Below are 12,183 nucleotides of genomic sequence, written 5' to 3' on the forward strand. Positions count from 1 at the left end.
AGGGATACTGCCATGATCAACTACATCATTCGCCGGGTTCTGCAGACCATTCCCATCATCCTGGGCGTGGCCTTTATTGTCCTGGTTCTCTTCACCAGAGTCGGCGAGGACCCGGTGCGAATGAAGCTCGGCAATCATGCGACGCCGGAAGCGATCGAGGAACTCAGGGCGAAGTGGGATCTCGATAAACCCCTGGGCACGCAGTACCTGATCTTTCTGAAGCAGATTGCGACCTTTGATTATGGTGAATCCTTCAACTCAGGTGAGCAGCTGAGCGAGATGTTTGCCAACGGAGCATATGCCTCGCTGTTGCTCACGGTGCCGCCTTTTTTCGGGGGGATTCTGATCAACCTGTCCATTGCGGTGCTGATCGCGTTCTATCGCGGGTCCTGGATCGATCGCTACAGCACGGCCCTTTTCGTGGCGGGCATGAGTATCTCGTACATGGTGTATATCATGTTCTTTCAGTACTTCTTCGCCTATGAACTGGGCTGGTTTCCCATCAATGGGTTTGAATCAGGGCTTGGCGCGATTCCTTATCTCATTCTCCCCTGGATCATCACCTTGATCGTCAACGCCGGTCCTCAGATTCGCCTCTTCCGCACGGTGTTCCTGGACGAGACCAAGGCGGATTATGTGCGGACGGCCTTCGCCAAGGGCTGCTCGCCCCCCCGCGTGATGTTTGTCCATATCATGCGCAACGCGATGATTCCGATTCTGACCTATACCGTCATTGAAATCCCGAACCTGATCCTCGGCGCTTTCCTGATCGAGCGCTTTTTCTCGATTCCAGGGACGGGTGATATTTTGATTTCGGGCATCAATAACGGCGATTTTCCGATCATCAAGGGCCTCACGGTTCTGATCGCAATCAGCTTTACCATCTGTAATATGATCACCGACATACTTTATGCTTACGTGGATCCACGCGTGCAGCTGGAAGGTTAAAACGGGGAAGAGACGCTGATGAACGAATTGATCAACGAAGGCGAAAGCCCGGGCAAGCGCGCCTGGCAGCGGTTCAAGCGCCATAAATTTAACCTGATCTGTCTGGGCGTGATCCTGGCCTATGCGCTGATTGCTGTCGCAGGTTACTTTGGGGTACTGCCGGATTTCCAGGAACGTGTGGGATCAGCGAATGAAGCGCCCTCGCTTTCTTTTGCCAAAATGCTCGGAACCGATCTATTCGGCCGTTCCGTGCTTTATAAGATTCTTGTGGGCACACGGACCGCCATCACCATTGGTTTTCTGACGACACTGATTTCGGTCCCCGTGGGCATCTTTTTTGGTTCGATCGCCGGTTACTTTGGTGGCAAGGTCGATGCGGCTGTCATGTGGGTCTATACGGTGCTGGCGTCGATTCCGAGCATTCTGCTGCTGGTCGGGATCGCCTATGTGCTCGGCAAGGGACTTTTGTCGATCTGTGTGGCGATGGCGGCGGTGACCTGGGTGGGCCTTTGCCGTCTGATCCGTGGCGAGGTGATGAAGCACAAAAATATGGAATACGTACTGGCTTCGCGTTTGCTCGGGGCCAGTGATTTTCGGCTGATCTTTCGTCACATACTCCCGAATGTTTTTCACCTGGCCATCATCAGCGCGTCGCTGATCACGCTGACGGCCATCAAATTCGAAGTGATCCTCACCTTTCTTGGGGTCGGGATTCAGGATGGAAGCAGCTGGGGAACCATGGTTTCCGATGCGGCCGGCGAGCTGGTCAATGGCATCTGGTGGCCCCTCTTTGGTGTCACAGTCGCCATGTTTCTGATCCTTTATGCCCTCAATATAGTTGGGGATGCACTGCGCGACGCACTTGATCCAAAATTCGTTGATTGATTCAAGGCTTAGCTGAAAGTCCGGGCCTTGTCCCTTGACAGTTTCGGGGTGAGCCTTATCTTGTTAGAAGTTATCCAGGGCCACCAGGGCTCTTTCCAAAGACTATAAAAGGTAATAATTATGGCCACTTATACCAAGCAAGTTACCGATGCCGATTTCGAATTTGTTGTGCTCCAGTCAAACCAGCCTGTGCTGGTGGATTTCTGGGCTCCCTGGTGTGGTCCTTGTATTTCCATCGGTCCCAGTCTTGAAAAACTGGCCGAGCAATATCAGGGCAAGGTCACTGTGGCCAAAATCAACGTCGACGACAATCCGGAAGTTTCCGCGCGCTTTGGTGTGCGTTCCATTCCGTATCTCGTGATGTTTAAGGATGGCAAGGTAAGTGAATCCGTGGTGGGTGCTCAGCCGCCGCAGAACCTGCAGAAACTGATTGAACGTGCCTTGTAATTCATAACAAGCGGCGGTCGCGTTTCACGTGAGCTTCTGTAACGGAAGCGAGAGACAGAAGCGACCGCCGGGCCCGTTATCACAGGTCAGATCCCCTCCGTACTGCCGCGCCATGCAGCGCGCACTGTAAAGACTCAGTCCCAGCCCGGATCCCACTTCCTTGGTTGTAAAAAACGGCGTGAAAATCGAGCGGCTCATCTCTTTTGAGATGCCCGGACCACAGTCCGCGACCTCCACTTGAAAAAACTGATTTTGAACGCGCAGGGTCAGCGACACCGCGGGCGCCGCATGTCCTCTCATGGCTTCCAGAGCATTATGAATCAGGCTGTCGACCGCATCGATCACATGCTGCCTTTGACAGTAAAGGACGGCCTGTCCGTCCAGCTCCTCCGTCTTCACCTTCAGCTGAATGCCCTGGTTATGGAGATAATGCTGTGACCTTTGCGTGATGAGCTGCATGATGCTGTTCACGTCGAGGGGTTCCAGCGGCGCCATGATTTGCGGTGTGGAGACGAGCAGTTTTTGCAGAATGCTCTGGATGCGATGAATGGCGTTATAGGCCTTTTGAATGCGCATGCGGACGGCACGTTGATCGTCTTTTCCTGCCAGCGTCTCCAGATTTTCCAGCGTGAGGCGGATGATGGCGAGGGGGTTATTGATTTCATGCGCAGCCCCGCCGGCGAGTCGGCCGATGGCTGCCATCTTCTCGTCCAGAGCCTGCACACGGGTGCGCTTCAGGGCCTTCCGATAATTCTGGTCGGATTGCCAAAGAAGCAGCACGGACGGCAGCGTGATGCCGATGAAACCACAGAGGCTGAAAATAAACTCCAGGACGGCGGCCATGCCTTCGGTCAGGGGATAGAGGCCGGTTGGGAAGAAATCGCGTCCCACGATTTCATAAGAAACAAAGGCGGCCGTGGAACAGATGGCGATCCAGCGCCACTCCCAGACTCGAAAGAGGAGAAAGGGAAAGAGAGCGAGATGCAGAAAGAGGATCGGAAGACCGGTCTCTTTGCCGTAAACAATAATTCCTGTGATCAGGGTGAGATGGCAGACGAAGAGATAGCTGACGCGGGCAACCAGGAAGCTGTGACTGCGGGCCAGATACAGGATGAATCCGAACAGGAGGAACGTGGGAAGGCCCAACTTCAGGAGCAGATCCCACTGGCTGAAGCAAGCCAGGACCAACGAAGCCAGAAGAGTGAAACCGATGGCCATATAGAGCGAGGCGTTGAACACCAGGAGCTGCAGCTGGCAACGGCGGTCTTCGAGTGCGTGCTGGCCTGCGGCAAGGCGCTGCATTAGAAAATGGTTCAGGCGTAAGGCGGCGGTGTTCAAGAGACGTCTTCCTGATTCGTGCTCGGTATGTATAGTTCACAAAACCAGACAGCTCAAGAGGTGTTAGGGTTGGAGTGAGGGGTGTGCGGGAAATTATTTATGGTGGGTCTGCCGGGTGGAGCCGGCGGCTTTCATAGGAACTGTAAGACTTTGGCTCTTGTACGAACGAGCGTCAGGTATTTTTCCTTGAGGTCATCGGTCAGGAAGCTCTTTTGGATCCGCTCCATCCATTGAGAAAGCACCCCTTCAAACTGCTGCATTTGATCACTGATCACTTTCGGTTCCAGGCCCAGACGCTCTCTTCCAAAATACTGGAGGAGGAGATTGCGCGTGATGCCTTTCCTTTTCCATGAAGCGGAAGGGCCACTTCTTCGGAGAGTGTAAGGCGGATGACATCCCGGGCGACAATAAGAGAGAAATTTTTGAGGTGCATGTCTCCTGGGGCTGCTCAAGAAAAGCCCATTCTATGGAATAAATCTGGTGCTTCCATGGCCAGACGCTCAAGGCCAATCGCTTTTCAACTTTTCAATTTTCCGCTTCGCACAGTTTGGATGGGATAAGTTTTTGATCTCGATTGAGATCATCTATGACACCAGCATGAGTTTTCCTTTGCGACTGACAGAATGATAGTCAGAGAAACGTCACGTAGCGCTGGAAGAGAAAATTAGTTTCAACCCGAATGACTTGGCTTCACAATGACGACGATAGATTTTTCATCCTAAAGCCAAGGTGTTAGAATTATAAAGACATAACTATTGGAATTTACGATAAAACTATCACAATCCTCGCGTTGGCCGTCAATTCATTTTTCTTTCAAGGTGAATCATGAGGTAGGGCGATAATCTGTTCAAAATCGTTTTCAACTTCACAGAATAACTGGACAGATTTCCCTTTAAGAAATAGAAGTCCCAAGTAAATTCTCCAAAATGGATTGGAGATTTTAATTTTGAGGTTGAGTCATGGAATCTGAAGAAATCTTTAGCCGAATGAAAAAGCTGATGGCGCTTGGCGTGATCGCCGGTACTTCAGCTGTTGGCAATGCGGAACCCGTGAAGCCGCTGATACCACCCAGCACGATCTCCACTCCTGCTTCTGGTGCCTCTTCGATCAAAGAAGTGATCAGTTCGATCCGCGGCGGCACAGGATCGATAAATCCAATCGCGGACGGGAATCCCGATTTCGACAACTTCGAGAACTTCGATAACTGGCAGGACTTCGATAATTTCGAAAACTTCGACAACTTTAGCAATGTCGTTGGTGATTGGCTCGAACCAGGTCATGGCGGAGGCGAGAGCCCTCGTCTTCCAGGAACTGGCGGCCGCCCCTGGATTAACCCGGTCGCTGATCCGACCGAGTTCGAGAAACCAATCATCAATCCCAAAGTCTGACAACCAGTGGCTGATCCGAACCGTTTTGCAAAGACTATGGTAAAGGCTCTTCAAAAGCCAAATTGTATTAAAAGTTTTGCAATAAACCTTTAGGTCAGCCATCTCTATCATGAGCCCCTCTTAACGAGGGACTCTCACCCAGTGGACGACATTATGAAACTTCATAATTATTTGGCTACGCCACCTAAAATGGGGCCTCTCAATCTGCTCATTATGCAGTCCACAGGCTTCTGCAATTTTGCATGTACGTATTGTTATCTCACTAAGGAATCTCGTGCCCAACGGGGACGGATGAGTATGGACGTGGTCGAAGAGACATTCAAAAACCTCTTTGGCTCAAAAATTCCACATGATCAATTTACTGTCGTGTGGCATGCAGGTGAGCCTCTTGCAGCCGGCATACCATTCTACGAAAAAGCTTTTGAGCTGATCGAACGTCTTCGTCCGGATTATTGCAAGATTTCGCATTCCTTCCAGACCAATGGCAGCCTGATCGACCAGAAATGGTGCGATTTCATCAAGAAGTGGGCCGTAAGCGTCGGTCTGAGCGTCGATGGGCCAAAACAATTGCACGATCTGCATCGGATCGACAAGATAGGTGAGGGCAGCTTCAATCGGGCCGAGCAAGCCATGGACCTTTTGCGCAGCAACGGCATCCCTTTCAGCTCTATCGCGGTCGTCACCAAAGCTACTCTGGACAATCCCCATCCTTTCATTGACTACTTTACGACCAAGAGCTTTTCCACGACTGCATTCAATATCGAGGAAACCGAAGGTTTCAATATAAAAAGTTCGCTCGAGTGCGATAAAGGGAGCGAAAGGTTTCGTGACTTCATCCGAGCATACTATTTGCAAGCCAAAGCGAGCGGCACCCGAGTGCGTGAGTTCCGAGCTACGGAGCAGACAATTTTGCATCCGATCAAGCGAACCTCTTCGCAATCCATTCCGATGACGTTGATCAATGTCGCGATGAATGGGGATTACTCCACCTTTTCGCCTGAACTCCTGACAATGGAAAGCAGAAATTACGGGAGTTTTGTTTTCGGAAACGTTATCAAGGACAGGTTTGATGACATATGGAAAAACGAAAACTTCCAACACGTGTATGCGGATATTCAGGCTGGCATCCGCGTGTGCCACAAGACTTGTGATTACTTTGAATTTTGCGGCGGTGGCCATCCCTCGAACAAGTTCAGTGAGAATGGCAGCTTCAACAGCGCCGAAACTATGCACTGCCGTCTCTTGAAAAAGGATATGCTCATGGTGATCGCTCAAGCCATACAAGCAGAACGAGATGCTCAATCGGAGGTTATCCATGCGAAATAAGGTCGCTCTGATCGCTCTCGTAGCGGTCGTCATAGCTTTTGCAGCTAATCAATTCGTTCGGACGCAGTCGGTCAACACTCCCGGAGGGGATCCTCAGCTTGAAGCTATTCCTCTGGAAAAATTTACAGGGCAAGCAGATACGGCTCCCTCGATGGGAGCGCCTGCTCCGCTTCCGGAATCACCTGCTGACAGCGCTCCGGTCGAAGAGCCGTACGTGGAGACCAAAACCTCCATTGAGGATAACTTGGTCGAAGCCTCTCCTGATGAGGTTATCGAAACCAAGCCTGCTCAGGTAAATGTCGACAAACCGGTCTATGCATCCGAGAAATTGAACCTGCCGAAGGAGGTCGTCGAGAACCTCAAATACTCAGCTCAGGATATCGGTCATTTGGAAAATCATGTGCTGCATATGGCGACCGATGAGGATTTCAAGAAATATCCTTCTCTCGAGACGAGTAAGGATCTGCTGCGGAAGGTGATCGGCAACTACGAGGGACATGCCATCTGGAAGAATAACGGTCGCAGCGGTGAAGCAAACCTCAGCATCGGGGGAACCGTGACTGATGCAAAATTCCTGGAAGGCTTCTACGAGTTCAGGGTCTTTGATGATGGCGAGCTCAGAACCCGATTCGAGGTCCCAGGGCACATCGGTGGATCGATCCGGGTCGTAGATGAAGAACAGTCTGGATTCATTATTGAACCACAAGGCAAGGACGGCGTGCAAAAGCTGCAGCTCTTCCTTCGGCAGGATGGCGATCGAAAATACCTAATTGGCAATCTCTATATTGCCAATGCCAAAGAATCTGGAAAATTTGAAAACGTTGCTATCTTGAACATGGTTGCCCTATGATAAAGGTCCTGGAAAGCTTGACTGCGGACTTGCGAAAGAGGATTTTCGTTAGCCCTGGAGTGGAGATCATTAAGAAAGTACATTGGCACCCAGAGACCAAATCCTATACGTCTGGTGCCTATAGGCCGATCGCCCAGTGGCGAATGATCAACGAGAGGGAGGCTGACGAACTGCTGGCACAGCAGGTTCAGTGTCTTGGCACTCTCGTTGTTCCATTCGAATTCAAAACGGGTTTTATCGCACGCTTTCAACAATTGGGACTTTTGGGGGTTCCAGGAAGCCGATCGGTCATGGATGAACGCTTAAAGCTTTTTTCGAAGACGCTGCTGCCAGAATTGAAGAGCGATCTGGAGTCCTATCTGGTCGAACCGTTCGTTCTGCAGTCTGCCGCTATTGGAAGCACACAGCCTGGGCATCCTTCCACCACTTTTGATGCCAGTCAGAGAATGTTCCGGGGTCTGCATATCGATAACTGGTGCAAGCCCGAAGCGAGCCTGCGCGATCGGAATGTGGGCGCTGTGCGGATCATTATGAATTTTGGAACAGAGGCACGAGACATTAGCTTTATTCCGCTCTCTCTTCGTGAAATGGAGGCGGCACTGCGAACAACAGATGCCCCAGTCGATGAAATGGCGTCCCGTAGCAACCTGTCACGTTTCATTGAAACATTTTTGGAAACGTTTCCAACGTGTCCGGTTTACCATATCGAGCAGTATCCGGGCGAAGGCTGCATCATCCCCGTCTGCAACGTGGTTCATGATGGACTGCCCCTGTATAAGTGTCACGAAGATACGAACGTGCAGTTGTCTTGTCAGGATTTCGCGCTGTCGACATCGTTCAAAAGGAAATTTATGTGAAGGAGTGGTGGCATGTTTCGGTCGATGTCCGTCTCAAGATCCGAATTTTTCAGAGATTACTGGCAAAAGAAGCCTCTTTTCTCTGATAATTTCGAACCATTGGCCTTTACAATAAAGGACTTGAACGACATTCTGGGCAGGCAGAGCTTGAAGCCGACGGATATCAGAGTCGTATCCAAAGAAAATGAAATTTCGGCCAAGGATATGGCCACGCCGCGCGGCAGTCTCGACAGTCATCGACTGCTGGATTTCTTCAAAAGCGGGTATACGATTGTCATTCCATCGATCAACAAACTGAACCGGCAAATCAATTCCATCTGTCGCGTGATTTCAAAAGACCTGGGAGCATCCGTCCAGGCTAATCTATACTATAGCCCATCCAATTCCCAGGGTTTCAAGGCTCACTGGGATAATCACGATGTCCTGGTCTATCAGATTCATGGCCACAAGACCTGGAGTGTATTTGATCAGGCGCACTGTGAGCTGCCCCTGCAAACCCATCGATGCATTCCACATGAACTAGACCTGGACCGCGCCCACCGGCATTTTGGGATGATCGCAGATAAGATCCTCTATATTCCCCGTGGTTTCACCCACTTTGCCAATACCGATTCGTCGCCCTCGATACATCTGACCTTTGCACTTGAATATCCCAAGCTCTGCGACATCCTTCATCGGATGATTGATTCTCTGACAGTCACTAACAGGTTGCTGCGCAAAGCCCTTCCCATGTATGAGGCACATGTGGATGTATCGATAGTGTCGGATCTTGCGCCGATACTGTCAGCGTTGGCTTCGCCTGAACAGATAGGACGGGAGCTATTGCACATGGAAGCAAAAAATACATATTACAGCGATGTATTCGATCTGTACTTCGAAAGTCGAGAGGACCAGGCAGCCATTGACGCTGGTACACACATCCGGGTCCGAGAAAGCGCCATTTTCTCCCTTCAGTATACGGGCGATGACCTTACGCTGGTTATGCCCCAGAGACGCATTGCTGTTGCCAGGAGTTGTCACTACCTGCTCTTTGAAATCCTGTCACAGAAGGAAATCTTTTGCCTGAGTGATCTGAAAGCCTTCCATCTGGGTACCGAACCTTTGGCGCTGATAAACCATCTGGATCAACTGGGATTGTTTGTGAGGGCCTCATGTCGTCCTTGATTTCTGGTTTGACTGTCCTGTCAAGCGTGGGGGTTGACTTACATAAGCGTTTACTTAAGAGCGTTGGCTTGACCAAATCGCTGTTAAAGAGCTCCGATGCCCCCTCAATCAGGCCCTATGAAATTTTTCGCCCTAACCCTCGATGGAGCCGCCTGGAATCTTCTGACTTGAAGATTTTGGGAGTACCCGGATTTCGGAATATTGCTGAACATATCGTCCATTTTGAGATTCCATCGGATATTCTGCAGACTTTCCATGCCCACAATTCGGTGCAGTTTCCGAGTTCCAAAGAGGAAAGCATGCGGATGGATGAAATTTTCAATGCTGAAACTCTGCCTTTGATAAACACATTCGTGGGTAATGCAGTTGCTTTTTTTCCGGATGACTATAAGGCCGTTATTGCAAAATCCCGCTTAGGAGAAGAGTCCACCGTATACGATAAGAGGTACGCGTCCTATATGGGACTTCATGTCGACAACTGGTGCGAGCCCAAGATTGATTTGATGCGTCGAAATAAGTCTGCAGTTCGGATTTTTGTCAACCTTGGTACGGAAGCGAGGGATCTGAATTTTATTAATCTAACGCTGGCTCAAATCCTGGAAATCATGCAATCACATGAAAAGATAGAAGCATTCCGATCGGCGAACAATCCTATTCAATTGTGTCACGCCTTTATGGAAAACTTCCCGGAATACCCGGTCGTGCAGCTGGAGGTTTATCCGGGAGAAGGTTGTGTTGTACCGGTTTGCAATATCATTCATGATGGTTATACACTTTATAAGTCGGAACCGGATGTGAATTTGACCCTAACCTCGCAAGGCTTTTGTCTTCGGGAGTCGTTCCTTGCTTCCTTCATCAGTAAAGATACCCTATCCAGCTGCTGCCTTTGATCTTCCTATCCTGGATGTATTTGGCATCAAGCCATTGGACCCCTATCATTACCATGATCTACGGCATCGTGGGCGAACGTGGTGACGAGAAAACGACCATCATAATGTCCCAACCATGGCAGTTGTTACACCTTTTGTGTCAGGCGTTAGCATGTTGCAACCGTCGTCGGAGGTGTCTGCCCCTTCGTGAATGGATTGAGGCACACAAAAGTTCAATGCACGTCGCAATCCTGGTGTATCGCTGAGGAAATATTGGCAAGCCTCTTGCCCGGTGTCTGATTCCTACAGACTTCATCCATCCCTCAATCTTCAACCTTCTGCACCAATTGCCAGGGTAGCAAAAGCCAATCTCCAGGCAGTTTTGCTGTGCTGCCTGCCGCCGTCTAACGTTAACAGTTAGTGCATTGCACTATGAGCATCAGTGACCTCTTCAATTCCCGGAAATGAATAAACCAATTTTGAGCAAGTGACAGGGTGGCCACGTATCAATGGCCCTTTAAGCTACGATTTTGGGGCTTTAAAATATCGTTTTCAGCTAAACTTTACCGTATCTGGTCTGATTGACATTGAATTTGGGAAGTGGCATAAAGTGTGCTCTATCCGCGAGCGGATGAAAAGGCTAGAGAGCAACCCAGTCAAGCTTTTACTAACCGTTTTACCGGTAGAAGAGCTGCTGAGGATAAGCTTGAAGGATTTATTCAAAAATGAATCATGAAAGGCTTTTTCTTATCCGATTGGAATAAGCAAGCAAGATAGCCTGGCACATTACTAAAAGTTTCATGGACATCCAGATGGGAAAAGTTGAATTAAGTTGGCAGCCAATCCTCATCATAAGCATAATCACTGTGCTATTGGGTGTAACGCAGTACTTTGCTTTACGCAGTATTCGGCCTCTATTCTTAAAATGGAAATGGGTTCGAATTATTCTGATATTGACGGCAATAGCGACAACTTTCCTGATCCCCTACAACGTTTGGTTAGTAAGAGGATTGGATGTTTCAGAACAGGGTGTCGCCTCCGAATTCTCTCATTTTTGGCTTGGTTTGATTATCTATTGGATAATTATTTTCAGCCTCTTGTTTTTAAGTTCGCGAGTGCTGTATGTGAAAAAATCAATCAGATCGAAAATCGGTAAAGATGGCTCTCGCCGAGAATTTTTTCAAAAAGTATTAGGCGGAACGAGTTTAGGACTCACTGGTCTCGTTGGTGTAACAGGCTATGGTCTCGCTAAAGCTGATCCAGCAGTCGAAAACGTCGAAATCAAACTAAGGCGTTTCCCAAAAGAACTTGACGGCTATCGAATCGTTCAGATTTCCGATCTCCATATTGGTCCGATAATCCAAAGACACCATGTGGAGCGTGTTGTTGATATGGTAATGGAGTTGCGGCCGGACTTGATCGCCTTGACTGGTGACTTTGTCGATGGTTCGATCGAGCAACTTGCAGACGCTGTGCTACCGCTCTCAAGATTGCAATGCACCGGTGGTGTCTTCTTCGTCTCTGGCAACCACGATGTTTTTAGTGGCTGGAAGATATGGTCGAATAAATTTCGAGAACTTGGCATCACTGTCCTGGAAAATGGGCATGTTGAGATCAAGCATCCAGCAGTAAACGAATCATTTTATATTCTAGGAATTAATGATCCGACTGCTGTTCGACTAGGGATGCAGTCAGATGTAAGAATGGCATTAAAGGGATGTGATCCGAATAAAGCAAAGATACTGCTAGCCCATCAACCCCGCAGCGTCTCTCAAGCAGAACAATTCGATATTGATCTTCAGTTGTCTGGCCATACTCACGCTGGCCAAATGTGGCCATTCGGCTGGCTAGTCGGGTTTCTTCAGCCGTATGTTAAAGGCCTTCATCAGCACTCGAATCGCTTACAAATCTATGTTAACCGCGGAACTGGGTTCTGGGGTCCTCCCATGCGAATTCCTTATACACCTGAAATTACGAGCATTGTGGTTCGTTCAATAGAATAGGAGCAGGCCAATAATGGCTCCAACAAGTCTTAAAAATATGAATAATTCAGTTTACCTCATCATCGTTCCTATAGGCATTTATGCGAGTTACGTCTTGTTAAAAAGCGT

At 49.4% G+C, this 12,183-nt stretch carries 12 protein-coding genes; 10 read left to right on the plus strand and 2 right to left on the minus strand.

Annotated features, from left to right (window positions below):
• Positions 1 to 12 precede the first annotated feature (12 nt).
• The 3 genes from OLTU_RS02395 to trxA all read left to right on the plus strand — a co-directional run bounded on the left by OLTU_RS02395 (position 13) and on the right by trxA (position 2,280).
• Positions 13 to 948: an ABC transporter permease gene (locus tag OLTU_RS02395; RefSeq protein ID WP_141731162.1), complete on the plus strand. Its 936-nt coding sequence runs from the start codon at positions 13 to 15 to the stop codon at positions 946 to 948.
• Positions 949 to 966: 18 nt separating this feature from the next.
• Positions 967 to 1,833: an ABC transporter permease gene (locus OLTU_RS02400; RefSeq protein WP_141731163.1), complete on the plus strand. Its 867-nt coding sequence runs from the start codon at positions 967 to 969 to the stop codon at positions 1,831 to 1,833.
• Positions 1,834 to 1,953: 120 nt separating this feature from the next.
• Positions 1,954 to 2,280, plus strand: a complete 327-nt coding sequence (trxA, locus tag OLTU_RS02405) for a thioredoxin (RefSeq protein ID WP_141731164.1) — start codon at positions 1,954 to 1,956, stop codon at positions 2,278 to 2,280.
• 24 nt (positions 2,281 to 2,304) lie between these two features.
• Here the strand turns inward: trxA and OLTU_RS02410 are convergent, their stop codons facing one another.
• Complete coding sequence (locus tag OLTU_RS02410; RefSeq protein WP_141731165.1) at positions 2,305 to 3,618, minus strand: sensor histidine kinase; 1,314 nt, start codon at positions 3,616 to 3,618, stop codon at positions 2,305 to 2,307.
• Between the two features lie 131 nt (positions 3,619 to 3,749).
• Positions 3,750 to 3,893: a hypothetical protein gene (locus tag OLTU_RS31740; RefSeq protein WP_176736266.1), complete on the minus strand. Its 144-nt coding sequence runs from the start codon at positions 3,891 to 3,893 to the stop codon at positions 3,750 to 3,752.
• A 684-nt stretch (positions 3,894 to 4,577) separates the two neighbouring features.
• Here OLTU_RS31740 and OLTU_RS02415 point away from each other — a divergent pair.
• The 7 genes from OLTU_RS02415 to OLTU_RS02445 all read left to right on the plus strand — a co-directional run bounded on the left by OLTU_RS02415 (position 4,578) and on the right by OLTU_RS02445 (position 12,075).
• A complete protein-coding gene (locus tag OLTU_RS02415) occupies positions 4,578 to 5,006 on the plus strand; it encodes a hypothetical protein (RefSeq protein WP_141731166.1) in 429 nt (142 codons plus the stop codon).
• Between the two features lie 153 nt (positions 5,007 to 5,159).
• Positions 5,160 to 6,332 carry a cyclophane-forming radical SAM/SPASM peptide maturase GrrM/OscB gene (gene grrM, locus OLTU_RS02420; RefSeq protein ID WP_141731167.1) on the plus strand — a complete coding sequence of 391 codons (1,173 nt, stop codon included), beginning with the start codon at positions 5,160 to 5,162 and terminating at the stop codon, positions 6,330 to 6,332.
• Positions 6,322 to 7,182, plus strand: a complete 861-nt coding sequence (locus tag OLTU_RS02425) for a hypothetical protein (protein ID WP_141731168.1) — start codon at positions 6,322 to 6,324, stop codon at positions 7,180 to 7,182. The genes grrM and OLTU_RS02425 overlap by 11 nt, the downstream gene beginning before the upstream one ends.
• A 59-nt stretch (positions 7,183 to 7,241) precedes the next feature.
• Positions 7,242 to 8,039, plus strand: coding sequence for a hypothetical protein (locus tag OLTU_RS02430; protein WP_218109796.1), 798 nt, complete (start codon positions 7,242 to 7,244; stop codon positions 8,037 to 8,039).
• 147 nt (positions 8,040 to 8,186) lie between these two features.
• Positions 8,187 to 9,203, plus strand: coding sequence for a JmjC domain-containing protein (locus tag OLTU_RS02435; RefSeq protein ID WP_369696334.1), 1,017 nt, complete (start codon positions 8,187 to 8,189; stop codon positions 9,201 to 9,203).
• Positions 9,191 to 10,093 (plus strand): hypothetical protein, encoded by a 903-nt coding sequence (locus OLTU_RS02440; RefSeq protein ID WP_141731171.1) that lies wholly within the window; start codon positions 9,191 to 9,193, stop codon positions 10,091 to 10,093. Before OLTU_RS02435 ends, OLTU_RS02440 begins: the two co-directional genes overlap by 13 nt.
• Positions 10,094 to 10,872: 779 nt before the next feature.
• On the plus strand, positions 10,873 to 12,075 hold the full coding sequence (locus OLTU_RS02445) for a metallophosphoesterase (protein ID WP_141731172.1): 1,203 nt from the start codon (positions 10,873 to 10,875) through the stop codon (positions 12,073 to 12,075).
• Positions 12,076 to 12,183: the final 108 nt, after the last annotated feature.

The organism is Oligoflexus tunisiensis, assembly GCF_001748245.1.
GTDB lineage: Bacteria > Bdellovibrionota_B > Oligoflexia > Oligoflexales > Oligoflexaceae > Oligoflexus > Oligoflexus tunisiensis.

What these genes read in the sequence shown, in the direction of transcription:
- OLTU_RS02395 (WP_141731162.1), top strand. Translation starts at nt 13, where the DNA reads ATGATCAACTACATCATTCGCCGGGTTCTGCAGACCATTCCCATCATC.
- OLTU_RS02400 (WP_141731163.1), top strand. Translation starts at nt 967, where the DNA reads ATGAACGAATTGATCAACGAAGGCGAAAGCCCGGGCAAGCGCGCCTGG.
- trxA (WP_141731164.1), top strand. Translation starts at nt 1,954, where the DNA reads ATGGCCACTTATACCAAGCAAGTTACCGATGCCGATTTCGAATTTGTT.
- OLTU_RS02415 (WP_141731166.1), top strand. Translation starts at nt 4,578, where the DNA reads ATGGAATCTGAAGAAATCTTTAGCCGAATGAAAAAGCTGATGGCGCTT.
- grrM (WP_141731167.1), top strand. Translation starts at nt 5,160, where the DNA reads ATGAAACTTCATAATTATTTGGCTACGCCACCTAAAATGGGGCCTCTC.
- OLTU_RS02425 (WP_141731168.1), top strand. Translation starts at nt 6,322, where the DNA reads ATGCGAAATAAGGTCGCTCTGATCGCTCTCGTAGCGGTCGTCATAGCT.
- OLTU_RS02440 (WP_141731171.1), top strand. Translation starts at nt 9,191, where the DNA reads ATGTCGTCCTTGATTTCTGGTTTGACTGTCCTGTCAAGCGTGGGGGTT.
- OLTU_RS02445 (WP_141731172.1), top strand. Translation starts at nt 10,873, where the DNA reads ATGGACATCCAGATGGGAAAAGTTGAATTAAGTTGGCAGCCAATCCTC.